Source organism: Niastella sp. sgz303648 (assembly GCF_059587045.1).
In genome coordinates this window covers 231762-249523 of sequence record NZ_JCAPSW010000005.1, presented here as the reverse complement: position 1 = coordinate 249523, position 17762 = coordinate 231762, and the positions used below count along the sequence as shown (strand labels likewise).

The 17762-nt window shown below is 42.9% G+C and carries 9 protein-coding genes; 8 read left to right on the top strand and 1 reads right to left on the bottom strand.

All coding sequences use genetic code 11. The features are described 5' to 3' along the window. Nucleotides 1-207 precede the first annotated feature (207 nt). The 5 genes from AC59IL_RS16625 (at nt 208) to AC59IL_RS16605 (ending at nt 10852) form a co-directional block, all read left to right on the top strand. On the top strand, nt 208-3066 hold the full coding sequence (locus AC59IL_RS16625; RefSeq protein ID WP_496553292.1) for a glycoside hydrolase family 31 protein: 2859 nt from the start codon (nt 208-210) through the stop codon (nt 3064-3066). A gap of 19 nt (nt 3067-3085) precedes the next feature. Beyond that, on the top strand, nt 3086-6208 hold the full coding sequence (locus AC59IL_RS16620; RefSeq protein ID WP_496553291.1) for a SusC/RagA family TonB-linked outer membrane protein: 3123 nt from the start codon (nt 3086-3088) through the stop codon (nt 6206-6208). A gap of 17 nt (nt 6209-6225) precedes the next feature. Then, complete coding sequence (locus AC59IL_RS16615) at nt 6226-7818, top strand: RagB/SusD family nutrient uptake outer membrane protein (RefSeq protein WP_496553290.1); 1593 nt, start codon at nt 6226-6228, stop codon at nt 7816-7818. A gap of 53 nt (nt 7819-7871) precedes the next feature. Next, nucleotides 7872-9296: a hypothetical protein gene (locus AC59IL_RS16610; protein WP_496553289.1), complete on the top strand. Its 1425-nt coding sequence runs from the start codon at nt 7872-7874 to the stop codon at nt 9294-9296. 113 nt (nt 9297-9409) lie between these two features. Beyond that, nucleotides 9410-10852 (top strand): cellulase family glycosylhydrolase, encoded by a 1443-nt coding sequence (locus AC59IL_RS16605; RefSeq protein WP_496553288.1) that lies wholly within the window; start codon nt 9410-9412, stop codon nt 10850-10852. A 77-nt stretch (nt 10853-10929) separates the two neighbouring features. Here AC59IL_RS16605 and AC59IL_RS16600 read toward each other — a convergent pair whose 3' ends face one another. Next, nucleotides 10930-12213 (bottom strand): hypothetical protein, encoded by a 1284-nt coding sequence (locus AC59IL_RS16600; protein ID WP_496553287.1) that lies wholly within the window; start codon nt 12211-12213, stop codon nt 10930-10932. Between the two features lie 175 nt (nt 12214-12388). Here AC59IL_RS16600 and AC59IL_RS16595 point away from each other — a divergent pair, with 175 nt between their 5' ends. From AC59IL_RS16595 to AC59IL_RS16585, 3 genes are all read left to right on the top strand, one after another. Beyond that, a complete protein-coding gene (locus tag AC59IL_RS16595) occupies nt 12389-13408 on the top strand; it encodes a sensor histidine kinase (RefSeq protein ID WP_496553286.1) in 1020 nt (339 codons plus the stop codon). Beyond that, the gene (locus tag AC59IL_RS16590; protein ID WP_496553285.1) at nt 13408-14112 is read left to right on the top strand and encodes a LytR/AlgR family response regulator transcription factor; all 705 of its coding nucleotides are present in this window, start codon (nt 13408-13410) and stop codon (nt 14110-14112) included. The genes AC59IL_RS16595 and AC59IL_RS16590 overlap by 1 nt, the downstream gene beginning before the upstream one ends. Before the next feature lie 577 nt (nt 14113-14689). Next, complete coding sequence (locus AC59IL_RS16585) at nt 14690-17647, top strand: glycoside hydrolase family 9 protein (protein WP_496553284.1); 2958 nt, start codon at nt 14690-14692, stop codon at nt 17645-17647. Nucleotides 17648-17762 lie beyond the last annotated feature (115 nt).

The following is a 17762-nucleotide window of genomic DNA, read 5'->3' as shown; positions in this document are numbered from 1 at the left end:
TACTGCCGGAGCACCGGTAACAGGCAAAACGTGCCGGGCCTGAAAAATTCCCGTTTCCGATAAACTAAAAACCCATAACTACCTCAAAACCTAATGAAAATCAGGCAGTATTAACATTCGGTACCCTAATGAGTAACATTTGACTCCCCTGTATTATTATGTTGCGTAATAGTTTTACAGCACATTCATTTAAGAGAATCAATAGCTATGTTGAGAAAAAGATTGCTTGCGCTGTGCCTGTTTTCTGTGCTGCTATTTCATGCCACTTCTGCAGAAACGCCGGCCTACATTAAAACCAATGACGGCATTATTGTTTTTACCGACCCATTAATTACCGGCAAACCGAACGCTGTTAAACTGGAAGTTATATCCGATAATATTATCCGGGTAATTGCATCTCCGGGCAAAGAAATGCCGGTAAAAGAAAGCCTTATTACAGTATACACTAAAAAACCGGATCTCACCTGGGACGTTATTCCTTCAAAAGAAAGTATTACTGTTAAAACGAAAGCGCTGATCGCTATCGTAAATCTGAAAACGGGGGTTGTTGGGTTTTACGACCTGAAGGGACGAAAAATTCTTGGCGAAAAACAAACTGCCGGTCGACATTTTCAACCGGTGGTATTCGACGGCAAACGTAATTATTCTGTTGTTCAAACATTTCAAACTTCTGATGATGATGCCTGGTACGGTTTGGGCCAGCACCAGGATGGTATATATAATTATAGAGGGCATCAGGTTAATTTTTTTCAAAACAATACCGAAGTTGCCATTCCATTTTTAGTGTCGAGCAAAAATTATGGCATCCTGTGGGATAATTATTCCTTAACGACAGTAGGCGATGCCAGGCCGTTTCATCAGCTTTCGGCTTTACAGCTTTTTTCAAAAAAGGGTGAGCCGGGATGGCTTACTGCTTCTTATGCCAATGATAAACGCAAACCGCAGGATGTAATTACTGAAAGAGCTGAAGCTGCTATAAATATGGAATTTCTGGGCGACTCAAAGGACCAGCTTCCCCAGGAATTTATGCCCTTTACCGGCATGGTAACCTGGGAAGGAAGTGTTGCCAGTGATTTGTCGGGTGTTCACCAGTTCCGTTTCACATTTGGCGGTTCTTTGAAAGTGTGGCTCGATGGAAAGCTTGTGCTTGACCGCTGGCGCAAAGCATGGAATCCCGCGCCTGCATTGATCCCCTTCAATTTCAAAAAAGGCGAAAAAACATCTATTAAAATTGAGTGGACGCCCGAAGGAACGGAGTCTTATATTTCTTTAAAATGGCAGGAACCTGTGCCATCAGAAGATCAGAACAATTTTAGTTTTTCATCAGAAGCCGGTCAGCAGGTTGATTATTATTTCATCTATGGCAATAACATGGATGAAGTGATCGGTGGTTACAGAAATCTTACCGGCAAAGCACCCATCGTTCCTAAATGGGCATTGGGTTTTTGGCAAAGCCGTGAGCGATACAAAACACAGAATGAAATTTTGTCGACGGTTGACGAATTCAGAAAACGAAAAATTCCGATTGACAATATTGTGCTCGACTGGAGCTACTGGAAAGAAGCCGAGTGGGGGAGCCAGGACTTTGATGAAACCCGTTTTCCTGCTCCTGATAGCATGATCGATGTGTTGCACAAAAAGTACAACACGCAGATCATGATTTCGGTGTGGCCGAAATTTTATGAAGGTATTTCCACCTACAATGAATTTGATAAGAACGGCTGGCTGTATAAAAGAAATATAGCCGACCGGCAAAGAGACTGGATCGGCAAAGGGTATACTTCTACTTTCTATGATGCCTTCAACGCCAATGCCCGAAAAGGTTTCTGGAACCTGATCAATAAAAAAATTTATACCAAAGGAATCGATGCCTGGTGGATGGACGCCAGCGAGCCGGATATTTTGTCGAATGTTGATCCCGCAAAAAGAAAACTCCAGATGTCGCCAACTGCATTGGGAAGCGCGGCAGAATACCTGAATGCTTATCCTTTACAAAATGCCAAAGGCATTTATGAAGGACAGCGTTCAACAGATCCCAACAGGCGCGTATTCCTGTTGACCCGTTCGGGCTTTGCCGGTTCACAACGCTATGCAGCAGCTATATGGAGCGGCGATATCGGCGCCACCTGGAATGATATGAAAACCCAGATAGCAGCGGGCATTAATTTTTCTATGTCGGGTATTCCTTACTGGACCATGGACATCGGTGGTTTTGTGGTACCAGAAAAATTTGAAAAACCAACTGCTGAAGGTCTTGAAGAGTGGAGAGCGTTGATGACACGCTGGTCACAATTTGGCGCTTTTGTTCCTTTGTTCCGATCGCATGGACAGTTTCCCTATCGTGAGGTATTCAACACGGCTCCTGAAACACATCCTGCCTATCAGAGTTTTCTCTATTACGATAAACTGCGTTACCGTTTAATGCCTTATATCTATTCACTGGCGGGAGCAGCTTACCACGACAATTACACCATTATGCGGGGGCTGGTGATGGACTTTGCAACAGATACAGCCGTATTGAACATCGGCGATCAGTATATGTTTGGTTCTTCATTGCTGATAAATCCCGTTTATGAATACAAAGCAACCCAACGCCGGCTGTATTTGCCAAAATGTGCGGGCTGGTACGATTTGTATTCGGGCAAATGGTATGCAGGCGCGCAATATATTAATGCAGAAGCTCCTTATGAACGTATGCCGGTGTTTGTAAAAGCGGGTTCCATCATTCCTTTCGGACCCGAATTACAATACACTTCCGAAAAACCGGCTGATACCATTACACTTAATATTTATACCGGTGCAGATGCTTCTTTCAATTTGTATGAAGATGAAGCCACCAATTATAATTATGAGAAAGGCGCTTTTGCTATCATTCCCATAAAATATAACGAAGCAACAAAAACAGTGACTGTTGGCGATCGCAAAGGATCTTTCAATGGTATGCTGCAGAAAAGAATATTTCGTATCAACTTCATTACACCCGGCGCAATAAAAGCACTTGATCTTAATTCAAAGTGTGATAAAGAAGTGATCTACGAAGGAAAGAAGCTAAACATAAAACTGTAGTCAAGCTAAACATTCAAATATGAAATCCAAAACGATTTGCTTACACTTATGGCTGCTTTGGGGTATTATTTCAGTACTCCTGGTAAGCACACCTACTTATGCTCAAACAGCAAAGATCAACGGTATAGTAATTGATCAGAGAACTTCAACCCCTATTCCCGGTGCAACGGTGACCCTGAAAAAATCGGGCGGCACTACAGTTGCAGATAACGACGGAAAATTTACCATCCATGCATCGGTTGGCGATGTAGTGGTAATTACCGCCGTTAATTATATGCGACAGGAAGTGACAGTGGGTTCGGGCAATCTGAATATTCAGTTGAAGGAATCCGACAATCAACTGGAAAATGTAGTGGTGATCGGTTATGGTACACAAAAGAAAAAACTGGTAACCGGCGCCAACTTACAGGTAAAAGGAGCCGACATTCAAAAACAAAGTACCACCAATGCCTTACAGGCTTTGCAGGGACAGGCGCCCGGCGTACAGATCACGTCGTATTCGGGCCAGCCCGGTTCAGGCATGAATGTGATCATTCGGGGTAAAGGTACTGTTGGTAATTTCGGACCTTTATACATTGTTGACGGACTGCAAACCGTTGACATTTCTTACCTGAACCCTGCTGATATTGAATCTATTGACATCCTGAAAGATGCCGCTTCTGCTGCTATTTACGGTTCTCAGGCAGCCAACGGCGTTATACTGGTTACTACAAGAACAGGAAAAACCAATCAGAAAGCACAGATTACGCTGGATGGTTTTTACGGCGTTCAGAATGTTGCCAAAAAAGCGCAGCTGCTGAATGCGAAAGAGTATGCCACCATAATGAATGAAGCGGCTATCAATTCAGGCAAATCGCCTTATTTCAGCAACGACGTTGTTAACAATTTGCCGGTAAATACCAACTGGCTCGATCAGATGTTTGTAAAGAATGTACCTACTCAAAACTATGTATTGGGTATGCAGGGCGGCGGCGGAGGATCTATCTATTCATCATCGTTAGGGTATACAGGCCAGGGAGGCATTGTAGGCGGCCAGAACATATCTAATTTCGAACGTTACACATTCAGAATAAACTCTGAGCACAATTTATATCAGAATATCATTAAGCTGGGCGAGCATCTTACATTCAATTATGAAAACAGCCACGGTATTGCTGTAGATGGCCAGTACAATAATACATTGCGCGCTGCTTTTGGCACCAGTCCTTTTTTACCTATGTATGATTCTGCCGGCAAATACTTCAGCAGCGATAAAACAGGCTGGTATCCTGGGAAACCCAGTCAATCATGGAACAATGGAGAGAGCAATCCCTATGCCGTGATGGATTATTCCAACCGCAACCGTAACAGCAAACAAAATTTGTTTGGTGATGTGTATCTGCAGGTTGAACCCATTAAAGGATTAAAATTCCGCAGCAGCCTTGGTTTAAATTACCAATCCAGCCAAAGCCACGGTTACACACCGGTGTATCATCTTTCTATTTATGCATTTAACGATACATCGAAGGTATACCAGTCGATGGGTAATGTACGAACCATTCAGTTCGACAATTTGCTGAGCTATGATTTTAAGGTAGGAGGCGGCCACAATGTTAGTGTAATGGCCGGTAGTTCTGCGTTGAAATTAAAAAATACCAGTATATACGGTAGTAACTGGGATTTGCGGGTCAGCGATATAAACTATGCATATCTTTCAGTTGCACAAAACGTGAACAGAGGCGCTCCTTACATGAGTGTCAGTGGCGGACCTTATGAATGGGGGCTGTCATCTTATTTCGGACGACTTCAATACAATTATCTTGAAAAATACCTGTTGAACCTTACTTTCAGGTCAGATGCTTCTTCCAATTTTGCACAGGGCCATCGCACGGGTTATTTCCCTTCAGTGAGTGCAGGATGGGTTACTTCGATGGAAGACTTTATGCACAACTTTCAATGGTTAGATTTTCTGAAGATCCGGGGAAGCTGGGGCCGGGTAGGTAACCAAAATATTCCGGCTTATAAGTATTTATCTCTTATAAACTTTAGTAATGCTGGTTATATTTTCGGACCAACAGAAGGGAACAATACGCAGGGAGCGGTTCCCGACAACACCATCGGTAACCAAAATATTAAATGGGAAACCTCAGAGCAAACCAATATTGGGTTCGACGCTACCGTGATGAAAAAGTTGAACATTACTCTTGATTACTATATCAAGAAAACAAAAGACTGGCTTATTTATATTCCCCTTCAGGCAACTTCGGGTGTTGATGGCATGTGGATCAATGGTGGTGATGTGAAGAATACCGGTGTTGAACTGGCGCTGAATTACCACAACAATATTGGAAAGCTCAATTATTCAGTAGGTGCAAACGGCGCTTACAACAAAAACACCATCGGCAACATACCTACAAACGATCATATACTTCATGGTAATACCAACGTTTTGTATGCCAATGCCGGTGAATTTTACAGAGCTGCAAACGGAATGCCTGTGGGGTATTTCTGGGGATATAAAACGGCAGGCGTTTTCCAAACCGAAGCAGAAGTGAATGCTTATACAGGTAAAACAGGCGGTAAAATTCAGCCCGATGCACAACCCGGTGATGTAAAGTATGTTGATTTGAACAATGATGGTGTTATCGATGCCAATGATAAAACAAAGATTGGCGATCCTAATCCTGATTTCACATTCGGTTTTAATATAGCGCTGGATTATAAAGGTTTCGACTTTTCGGTACAGGCCTCGGGTGTAGCAGGTAATCAAATCGTTCAGTCGTGGCGCAACCAATCAGGTTCACAGGCTAACTATTCTGCCGAAATACTCGAACGCTGGCATGGCCCCGGTTCATCTAACAGAATACCGAGAGTAACCGAAGATAACCGTAACTGGACACAATTCAGCGACCTGTACATTCATAATGGCAGCTTCCTTCGCATTAGCACTATTTCTCTTGGTTATGATTTTGCCAGCCTGGCTAAGAAAAGTTACCTGAGCAAAGTAAGATTGTATGCTTCGGTACTGAATGCTTTCACCTTTACCAAATACAATGGTATGGATCCCGAGGTTGGATACAACGAAGGCTTTTCATCGGGTGTTGACTTAGGATATTATCCAAGACCAAGAACAGTAATGATTGGTGCAAACGTTCGCTTTTAATTAAAACCGGAATGACAATGAAAAAATTAAAATTATATATAGCAGCCATCGCTTTGTTGTCGCTGGCAGCGTGCAGTAAAAGCTTTCTCGATACAGAGAATGTAACATCTGCTACTGAGGAGAATTTTTACAAAACACCATCTGATGCTTACAAAGCATTAGTAGGGGTGTACGATGGATTACAGCGTGTATGGTCATCAGGTATTGCTTTGCCGGTTGCGGCCGAAATAATGAGCGATAACGCATTTGGCGGCACCGGTAATTCAGATGGATTGGGTTACCAGATGATGGATGAGTTCGATAAACTCCGCTCGCCGGCTGATCAAAGCATGTTCGGTGACTCATGGAACAATTATTACAAAGCTATATACCGTGCCAACATGTTGTTGTCGCATATTGACCAGGTTGACTGGAAAGGCAGTGAAAGTTTGCGCAATGTATATGAATCTGAAACACGATTTATACGCGCCTTCTGCTATTTTGATATGGCGCGTTTGTGGGGCAATGTTCCGCTGATCGCCAAACCAACAACAGATAATGTGCCACAGGCCAGCCCCGACAGTGTGTATAAATTTATTGCCGATGACCTGAAGTTTGCAGCCGCTAATCTTCCGGCTACAGGTTATGGCTCACAGGATCCAAATACACATGGACGGGTAACCAAATGGGCTGCCGAAGCATTGTTAGGCCGTGTATACCTATACTACACCGGTTACTACAGCAAATCAGATTTAGCGGGCGCTGTTTCAAAATCACAGGCGTTGGCTTATCTCGAAGATGTGATCAGCAATGGAGGTTTTGACCTGGTTGAGAAATTTGCCAATTTATGGCCTGCTGCATCGCTCAAAAATTATGCAGGGGAAGATAACAAAGAAACTGTTTTCGGCATCAAATATACTTACACAAGCGATTGGAATGGCAATGCCGATGGCAATAACTGGCTGGTAATGTACGGTATTCGTATTCAAAGTATTTACCCCTACGGAATGGGCTGGGGAGCCGGAACGGTGAATGCAAAACTCTGGAATGCGTACGATGCCAATGATACCCGCAAAAAAGCTTCCATTATTTCTATAGCTGATGAAGGACTCGATTTCCAGAACAAAAAAGATCAGCGGGAATATACAGGCTATTACATGAAAAAATACACGCCAATGGCTGATTCTGCAGGAAAAAGCCTGGCCGAAAAAATGGGCGGTGTAAGCTTCCAGATCAGCCAGTTTCAGGATTACGTTTCTATCCGTTATGCAGATGTATTGTTAATGGCTGCTGAATTAGGTTCACCCAATGCACAAACGTACTTTGATAATGTACGCAAAAGGGCTTTTGGAAGCAACTTCGTTCAAACTGCGGTAAGTCAGGCAAATATTATGAATGAAAGAAGACTTGAGTTCGCAGGGGAAGGAATTCGTTACTGGGATTTGCTTCGTCAGGGAGTGAGCGTTGCTGCATCAACCATTGCCGAATCGGTGACGCTACAAAATGGTGGCGTGAATACAACTAAAACCATTCTGGCATCGAAGATCACCGAAACAAAAGGCCTGGTGCAAATACCCAATTCACAAATCACTTTGTCGAATAATGTATTGAAGCAAAATGCAGGATGGTAATGAAGCCGGTGGGCTTATTTGAAAAACATTAACAACATCTAAAATACATACAGATGAAACTTATTAAACAAATAGCGCTGTTATTATTTATAGCGGTATTTACTGTACTTTCCTGCAAAAAGAAAGATTACAGTTTGTCGGGCACACCCGATAAGTCGGAGATCAACATGGAAGTAAAACAGGACCTCACTGTTGATGCCGGTGGCAATACTGTTTACTTAATTAATCATACCGACGCGGTAGAACCGGTTTGGGATTACAGCACCGGTAAATCAATACGACGGGTAGATACTGTTCATTATGCATTCCAGGGCGATTACATAATCAAACGTTCTGCTGTTACGGGTGGAGGATTGGTGGAACTGGATCCAATTACCATCCACGTTACAAAGGATAATCTCAATTATGTAAACGATCCACTGTGGGTACTGCTTACCGGCGGGCCGGGAAAAGAAAAAACATGGCTTTTGGATGCCGATGCAGCAGGTGATCAGAAATTCTTTACCAGTCCTGCTTACTTTACCGGTCAGGATAATGTTAACAGTACAAAAGCAGCCGATGGTCAAAGTGTTATCTGGCCGCAGTGCTCAGATAATACCGATCCGTATTGTTGGAAATATGAGCCCAATTACCTGAATGATACCTGGGTTGCAGATAAAAGGGATTATGGTTTTATGACCTTTAGTTTGAAAGGCGGTCCGTTTTTAACAACTGATCATAAGGGAGTAGGTGGTGTTACAACGGAATCCGGTACTTACTTTTTCGATATAAACACTTTAGCGCTTACAACAAGTAACGCTACTATTTTAGGCGTAGCCTTTACGCCTGGTGATGCCGGCAATATATATAGTGTGAAGGTGCTTACGTTAACTGAGAATACTATGCAATTGGCTGTAAAGAATAAATCAAAACCAGAATATGCAGTTTTGAATTATATCTCCAAGCAATATAGCGACAACTGGGTTCCTCCGCCACCAGCGGTTAAAAAGCCCGATGATGGATTTAATCCAACATTTGCTGCCGGCGAATTATTGACTATGCTTACCGGCGGAACAACATCCCCCGGCCGCTTCTGGACCGTCGATGTAAACGGCAATCCGGTTGACTGGATTGCAAAAGGTAATGGATGGACGACCAGCAAGAGCTCCTCCAGCACCTGGGGCTGGAACGATACATGGGATAATGCAGTGAATGGCGCATGGATCCGTTTCGATAATATCAACGGACAAAATTATTCCCGCTTCCAAAACGGAACACTTACCACAGGTACATTCACCATTGATGAATCAAAGAATATAGTTAATCTTGTTGGCAATACATTGTTGCAGAATTCATCAAGCTGGATGAACCCGACAGCAACTACGCTCAAAGTGGTGAAAGGATGGCCAACCGATTACAGAACAAAAGGAGTATGGTTTGGCACCAGCTACGATGCGGGTAAAGATGAATGGCTTTCGTTCCATTATATTACACCCTAAACGAATGTTGAGATTTCGCGATTTTGGGATTTTGAGATTTCTTTAGCTTTATAATTGCCTTTAAATCTAAAAATCCCAAAATCTCAAAATCAGTAAATAAAAAATAAGACTCTGTGAAACTATTTAAGTATTTAGCAATTCTTTCGATTATACTCGTGGCGTCGTCCTGTAATAAAAAGGATGCTACGGTTACACCCACGCTATCTGTTTCTTCATCGGAAGAATTGTTTGCTGCTGCGGGTGGCACATCAGAGGTAACTGTTTCCAGTAACACAAAATGGACCTTCAGTAATTCAGCAACCTGGTTTACAGCTACTGCATCATCAACAGATGGCAATGGAAAGATCTCTTTCAATGTGCAGTCAAACACAGGTACAAGCGAACGTTCTGTAGTGATTGCTGTAACAGCAGGAGGCCTTTCGAAAGAGATTAAAGTAAGGCAATTAGGGAGTGTAAATGCAGACAGCATTCCGGCCGATGCAACCGGTATGAGCAGCAATGCCGTTCAACTGGCTGCCAAAATCAAACTGGGGTGGAATATCGGAAATACCCTTGAAGCCATTGGAGGCGAAACGGCCTGGGGCAATCCCAAGGTGACCAAAGCTCTGATCGACCTGGTTAAGGCAAGTGGATTTAATGCGGTGCGCATTCCCTGCTCATGGGACCAATATGTAACAGCCTCGGGCGGTACTACACTGAAAACCGATTGGCTGAACCGCGTTAAGGAAGTGGTGCAGTACTGTGTTGACAATGGTATGTATGCTATTCTCAACATCCATTGGGATGGCGGATGGCTTGAAGAAAACTGTACAACCGCCAAACAGGATGCGGTTAATGCAAAACAGAAAGCATTCTGGAAACAAATTGCTCTTACCATGCGCGATTTCGATGAGCATTTGTTGTTTGCCAGCGCCAACGAACCCAATGTTAGTGATGCAACTGGAATGGGTGTACTGCTTTCGTATCATCAAACGTTTATCAATACCGTAAGAGCTACGGGAGGTCACAACACATACCGCGTGCTGGTGGTGCAGGGGCCTTCGACCGACTTTGATAAAACAAACACCCTGATGAATACGCTGCCTACAGATTATATGGCCAATCGTATGATGGTTGAGGTTCATTACTATACACCTTATCAATTTTGTTTGATGACCACAGATGCATCATGGGGTAATATGTTCTACTATTGGGGGGCAGGCAATCATTCCACTACCGATCCCACACGCAACCCAACCTGGGGCGAAGAAAGTGATGTAGACAAATACATGGCCATGATGAAAACAAAGTTTGTCGACAAAGGAATTCCGGTGGTAATGGGTGAATATGCAGCGATGCGGCGCACTACACTTACAGGCGATGCATTGACGCTTCACCTTGCTTCAAGGGCCTATTATCTGAAGTATGTTACCAAACAGGCAAAGGCAAATGGCATTCTTCCATTCTACTGGGATGAAGGATCGCTTGCCGATAAGGGTAGTGGTATTTTCAACAGAACAAACAATACAGTATTCGATCAAACGGCATTGGATGCATTGATACAGGGCGCGCAGTAATTACTGTTATTTTCAATAATTAAAAAGGCTTTAAGTCGTTGCACTTAAAGCCTTTTTAATTCTATGATTTCGCTCACTCAATTTTTATTAACGATATTGAAATGAAGTTCATCCGTTTTAACCATTTCCCAATGCTCATTTAACTGTAATTTCCAGCCCTTGCCTTCAATTACCCGGTCGTTGCTATTTATACCTTCGGCAGCCAGGGTAATTACTTTCCAGTCTTTCATAAGCAGGCCGGTACCTGTTACGGATAACTGCCCCCAGGTATCTTTTACTTCCGCAGTGGGGTAAACAGTTCCATGATCGCCCAGATCAAATAAGGTATTGGGATTAAAAACCATACTCATTTTTATGAGGGTGATGGTTAAAACCGGCTGCCGTGTAAAAAGGTTAATGTATTGATTGGCGGTTTGCCGGCGCTTTTCTTCTTTTATTTTTTCCAACGCAATTATGTCGTTGTGGTCGTATTTTTTTTCAAGCATGGCCATTGCTTCATTCGTTTGTTGCGTTGGCAAATGGAGGTGATAATATTTTGTAATCAGCACCGGGAAATCTGAATTGGAATCAACTTTCAGCGTCCAGCCCGGCGATTTTTCGTATAACAAATAGCCATAAACTGGTCCGGTGATATAAGCAGCTGAGCGGATCAAAGATTTGCGTGCCGCGGCAGAGTCAATTTGCTGATATAAATGCTGCCGGATGCTATCCTGCTGCCTGCCAAGTATTACTCCTGTGTATTCTGCAAGGCCTTCACTCATTTCCAATAACCTTTCGTTTGTAAATGTGGCGGGGAAAAGTTCGCGCCGCTTTGCCCTGAAAAGTAAGGCATTGGTTAAATCGGTGCTACGCTCGCCGGCGGGTTTGCTTAAAGCTGCTTTTAAAGCCTGTAGCTCGAGCAAAAAATAAATTCTTCCGTATAAGCTGCTTAAATGGTCAACCGTTGGGCTTCGATCAGGAAATCCAAGCTTATTCTGTATGCGGTGAAAACATTCATGAAGCATAAGGCTTAAACGCTCATCACGATTGGCAGGTAAAGGCCACAATATAACCGACCACTTTTGACCCTGCCAGTTGATGGATGTATTGGCGAGCATTACCTCTTTCGGAAAAATGCCTTTATAAATACCACCATCGGGTTTCAGTATTTGAGCGCTATCGGGCATATTGGCATAGGTTATTCTTGTAACAGGATCAACAAACAAGGTGGGGCCATATACCTGTTCGGGCCATATATGCTGATTTCGGCTGGCGGTAGCAGCTTCATTGAAATAAGAGGCAGCTACCTGTGTTGTATCCATAGTTTGTGCGTGGCAAACAAATACAAACCAGCAGAAGGGCGCAGCAATGAGTTTTCTCATATTCTTTTTTTGCAAGGTCGGGGTATTACCGATATGGCTGATCGTTATTATATCAGCTGCATGAAATTTTATACCACAGGTGCACGAAAGAAAAATGATTTGGTCATTCGTCCCGGAAAAATAACCGTTGCTATAAAAAGACGCTTGTTTACAGGCGATTTGTATAAATTAATTCATGCGTAAGTTTTTGCTGCATTTTTTTATCTGGATTGTTTTCTTTTTGATGTGGAACCGGGTAGTGAATTTTTATGTAAGTAATGTGACGAACAGAATTTACTTTTCGGCCATGGATGTGGGGCTTATCATTTGCGCCTTTTATATCATTTATTTGTATATCATACCTGATTACCTGAAGCGTAAAAGCATCGGAAAGCTGATCCTGTTATCGGTGCTGCTAACAGCACTGTTAGCCGGAATTTTTTCATGGGTCATGGGCGTATTATTACAACATATGCTGGTACCGATTAATTTTTCTTTTTCATGGACTTATACAGATTTACAATACAATCGTTTTTTTATTGCCCTGATAGGTGTACTGGCAGGTTGCTTTGTAAAACTGGCTATCGACAGGTTCGAAATAGGACGAAAAATGGAAGTTATAGAAAAAGAAAAATCGCAGGCCGAGCTCACTTACCTGAAAGCCCAGCTCAATCCGCATTTTCTGTTTAATTCCCTGAATAATTTATATACCCAATTGGAAACAGACCCGGCCAGTGCAAAAGGAACGTTAGTATCCATTGCAGATCTATTGCGCTACCAGCTTTATGAATGCAATGTTGATTTTATTCCGGTAACGAAAGAGCTCGCTTATCTTACAAATTACTTTAACCTGCAACGCATTCGTAACGATAATTGTAGTGCAGAGCTTTTTATTGAAGGAGATTATGAAAAATTACTCATTGCACCTTTATTGCTCATACCATTTGTAGAGAACGCATTTAAGTACGTTTCGGATTTTGACAATCAGGAAAATAGTATAAAAGCCGATATTCAATTTGTTAACGGCGAACTGAAGTTTAATTGTACCAATACTTTTGATGTTATGAGTCGTCAAAAGGAGAGCAATGTGAATAAAGGGATCGGGATCATTAATGTAAAAAAGCGTCTTGAACTGCTTTACAGAAGTAACTATCAACTCAATGAGGAGATCAGCAATAACAAATACATTATAAACTTAACGCTAATATTGAAATAATGCTTAATTGTTTAATTGTAGATGATGAACCGCTTGCCAGGAAACAAGTTGAAGGCTATGTTGAAAAAGTACCATTTCTTAAACTGGTTGGCGCTGTACGGAATCCTGCTATTGCCGGTGAAGTTTTGCAAAGGGAGCTGGTTGACCTGATCTTTCTGGATATTCAAATGCCTCAAATGACCGGCATTGAGTTTTTAAAGAGCCAGCCCATTTTTCAGCAGGTGATATTTATAACTGCTTTCCCTGAATATGCTGTTGAAGGCTTTGAGCTGGAGGTTACCGATTACTTAATGAAACCGGTAACATTTGAACGTTTTTCTAAGGCAGCACAAAAAGCGCTGGCAAAGGTTAGCGGTTCCCAAACAATAAAGTCGATCAGCGACCGGCCCGATTTCTTATATGTTAAATGCGATCATCGCTTCGAAAAAATTATGATTAAGGATATTTTCTATATCGAGGCCATGCTGAATTATATTAACATCTTTACATCAAACAGAAAATACATTGTTTATTCGAGTCTTAAAGCAATTGAAGACAGGCTTCCGGAGAACGGGTTTTTAAAGATCCATAAATCGTACATAGTAGCCACAAATCATATAACTGCTATCGATAGTCACCAGGTTCATGTTGCAGGATACAGTTTGCCGGTAAGCCGGTCAAACAGAGCGGCAGTGCTTCAGATAGTTAATGCGTTTGGCAGATAGCTTTCTCCGGTTGCTACCGGCATTCATTTTAGTTTATAAAAACAACTCCGCCCGGTGTTGCACAGGCGGAGTTTGAAAATAACGCTTTCCGAAAAATATAACTCTTTTCTATAAAATCTGCCGATGATCATGGCGTTTTGGTAATCTTTCCTTTATGTGTAAAAAAAGTTTAGCAATACGGGCCTCTCAAGGTTTTTTTGCACTAAATTTGTTGTGTTAACCTTCATAGGAATATTATCACGTATACGCCCACTGCCTGTAGCACTTTAATCCCACAACCGTAATTTAATAGTATTTTAAATTTATATAGATAATAAGGATCATTTGTTCCTTATCTATATGCTGACTAATATTTACGTTAACTGAAATTTTAAAAATTAAACCACTCCTTATGAAACTGATTTACCTACTCTCATTTAAAGGATTATTCTCTCCCCAAACTCACTTGTTTTACTAATCAGCGATCTCTTATTGCTGCTGCTATCTTAATTCATACAACAAAACGATGAATTAATAAAGCACTTATTAAATACTGTCATATGTGAATCCTATTTTGTTATATTAAACATTTAAAATCATGACAAAAAAATGTAGCGTGATAGCTACCTTTATCCTATTTGCTTTCCTGAACAACACCTTTGCACAAACATTCAATTATGCAGAAGTTTTACAAAAATCAATGTTCTTTTATGAAGCTCAGCGTTCGGGCCAATTACCGGCCGATAACCGCGTAACCTGGCGTGCCAACTCTGCCATGAACGATGGCAGCGATGTAGGACAGAATCTTACAGGCGGCTGGTACGATGCAGGCGACCACGTTAAATTTGGTTTTCCCATGGCTTTTTCGGCCACCATGCTGGCCTGGGGTGGTATTGATTTTGCTGCCGGTTATAACGCTTCAGGACAAATGAAATACCTGAAAAGCAACCTGCGTTTTGTAAATGATTATTTTATTCGTTGTCATACTGCACCCAACGAATTATATGGTCAGGTAGGCAATGGCGGTACCGATCATGCCTGGTGGGGATCATCGGAAGTGATGGCCATGAGTCGCCCCGCTTATAAGATCGACGCCACTCATCCTGGTTCTGATCTCGCTGCTGAAACCGCCGCAGCTATGGCCGCTGCCAGTATGGTATTTAAAACGGATGATCCAACCTACAGTGCTACCTTATTAAATCATGCTATAGAGCTGTACAATTTTGCAGACACGTATCGTGGCAAATATTCCAGCTCCATTACAGATGCTGCCGGCTATTACAACTCATACAGCGGTTATAATGATGAACTGGTATGGGGCGCCATATGGTTGTACCGTGCTACCGGCAACACTACCTGGTTAACCAAAGCCGAAACCTATTATGCAAATCTGTCGTCGGAGCCTCAAAGCACTATCAAGTCGTATAAATGGGGACTTGCGTGGGACGACAAATCGTTCGGATGTTATGCCCTGCTGGCAAAGCTCACCGGAAAAGCGCAGTATAAAGAAGATATGGAGCGTCACCTTGATTACTGGACAGATGGCTACAATGGGCAACGCATTACGTACACGCCAGGCGGTTTGGCTTTTCTGGATACATGGGGCGCGTTAAGGTATGCCATCAATACAGGATTTCTGGCCAGGTATTATCAGGATGCTGCTACTACCACCGCCAAAGGAACAAAGTATAAAAACTTTGCAGTGGCGCAAATGAACTATGCATTGGGCAATAACCCGCGCAACAGCAGTTATGTGTGCGGCTTTGGCAATAATCCGCCAACAAAACCACACCATCGCACAGCGCATGGATGCTGGTCAAATAACCTCACCGGCCCTCCAACCGAATCACGACATACTTTATATGGCGCTCTCGTAGGCGGCCCCGGAAATAATGATGCCTATACCGACGATCGCGGCAACTATGTGAACAACGAAGTAGCCACCGATTATAATGCGGCATTTTCGGGTTTACTTGCCGGATTGGTGGAAGATTATGGAGGAACGTCTTTGGCCAATTTTCCGGTTGCTGAAACGCCTACCGGTGAATTTTTGATCGAAGCAAAACTGAACGGCAGCGGAAATACATATACCGAATGGAGTGTTTGGGTAAACAATCATACAGCCTGGCCGGCGCGCATTGCATCGAAACATGCCTTCCGGTTATTTATCGATATATCAGAAGGAGTAGCGGCCGGATACACACCATCAAACTATGTAGTTTCATCTAATAATGCAGATGTTACTTTCACGCAGCTGATGGCCTGGGATGCAGCAAACAATATCTATTATACCGAAGTAACGTTTAATCCTTCCATTAAGATATGGCCCGGCGGACAAGGGGAGTCGAGAAAAGAATCGCAGATACGTATCCGTCTTCCTTATGAAGCCAGCGCTTCGGCCTGGAACCCATCGAACGACTGGTCATCAAAAGGTGTCGACGGAACACTTAAAGAAGTTGCTACTATTCCTTTGTATGTAGATGGTGTACTTGTTTATGGCAGCACGCCAACCGCCGGTGAAGTGATACGTGTTACCGGAGTAAGTGTAAGTCCGGCTGCCGACACTTTACAGATCAACGAAACATCGCAGCTTACCGCCACTGTAACCCCAGCCAATGCTACTAATAAAACAGTAAACTGGAGTTCAAACGCACCGGCTGTTGCATCAGTAAGCAGCACAGGTGTTGTTACAGCGCTGGCAGCAGGTTCGGCTACCATCACCGCTACTACTGCCGATGGTAACTTTACAGCTTCTTCAGCCATTACTGTAACCCATGTAGTTGCACCGGTACAATACACAATTACTACGGCAGTAACAGGCTCGGGAACCATTACGTTAAACCCTGCAGGAGGTACTTATTCAGCGGGTACACAGGTAACCCTTACTGCTACACCAGCAACCGGATACCAGTTTAGCGGCTGGAGCGGCAGTGTAAGCGGCACCACAAACCCCGTAACGGTAACCGTGAACGCCAACGTTTCGGTAACAGCAGGCTTTACACAAACACCCAATCAGGGCAATTGTAGTAATCCTACGGTTGTTTCACTTCCATTTAAAAAAGACAGTGCGGGTGAATTTTGTTATGTAATCTCAGGAAACATTTCATATGTAAATTCGTGGAATATGAGTCTGGTTGAGATCAATGGAGTAGACTATACCAACAAATGGTCGAACAGCATGCCTGCCAGAGTGAATGGAAATTATAACATTCATTATGTAGGTTTGTACCCCTGGTCGCACTTTGAGGCAGCCGGAACCAACGCCCTTACTACAAGTCTGAATGTTACAACCGGCACAACTGCCGAAATGAATGGGGGAGTGGTTTATCCCAATCCTGTTAAACAGCGCAACTTTGCCATTCGTTTGGAAGATCAAACTATTACGAATGCCACGGTGATCATTGCCGATCTTTATGGTAAGATCGTGTTCAGGAAAGAAGTAAATGTTAAAGATCCGATACGTATTAATACATCCATAGCAACCGGTGTTTACCATATTACGGTGGCTAAGGGCAATAGGAAAATTATGACGACCAAACTGATCATCTCAGAATAAATCTGATTAAAACAGATATTACTTATCCCGCCTTCCGGCCGAAGGCGGGATTTTTATATTGTAGCCAATAAAAAAGCCACCCCGGTTAAATCAGGGTGGCTTTTGTATACAACTA

Coding starts and splice junctions, on each gene's coding strand:
- AC59IL_RS16610 (WP_496553289.1), top strand. CDS start 7,872: ATGAAACTTATTAAACAAATAGCGCTGTTATTATTTATAGCGGTATTT.
- AC59IL_RS16595 (WP_496553286.1), top strand. CDS start 12,389: ATGCGTAAGTTTTTGCTGCATTTTTTTATCTGGATTGTTTTCTTTTTG.
- AC59IL_RS16625 (WP_496553292.1), top strand. CDS start 208: ATGTTGAGAAAAAGATTGCTTGCGCTGTGCCTGTTTTCTGTGCTGCTA.
- AC59IL_RS16585 (WP_496553284.1), top strand. CDS start 14,690: ATGACAAAAAAATGTAGCGTGATAGCTACCTTTATCCTATTTGCTTTC.
- AC59IL_RS16590 (WP_496553285.1), top strand. CDS start 13,408: ATGCTTAATTGTTTAATTGTAGATGATGAACCGCTTGCCAGGAAACAA.
- AC59IL_RS16600 (WP_496553287.1), bottom strand. CDS start 12,213: ATGAGAAAACTCATTGCTGCGCCCTTCTGCTGGTTTGTATTTGTTTGC.
- AC59IL_RS16615 (WP_496553290.1), top strand. CDS start 6,226: ATGAAAAAATTAAAATTATATATAGCAGCCATCGCTTTGTTGTCGCTG.
- AC59IL_RS16620 (WP_496553291.1), top strand. CDS start 3,086: ATGAAATCCAAAACGATTTGCTTACACTTATGGCTGCTTTGGGGTATT.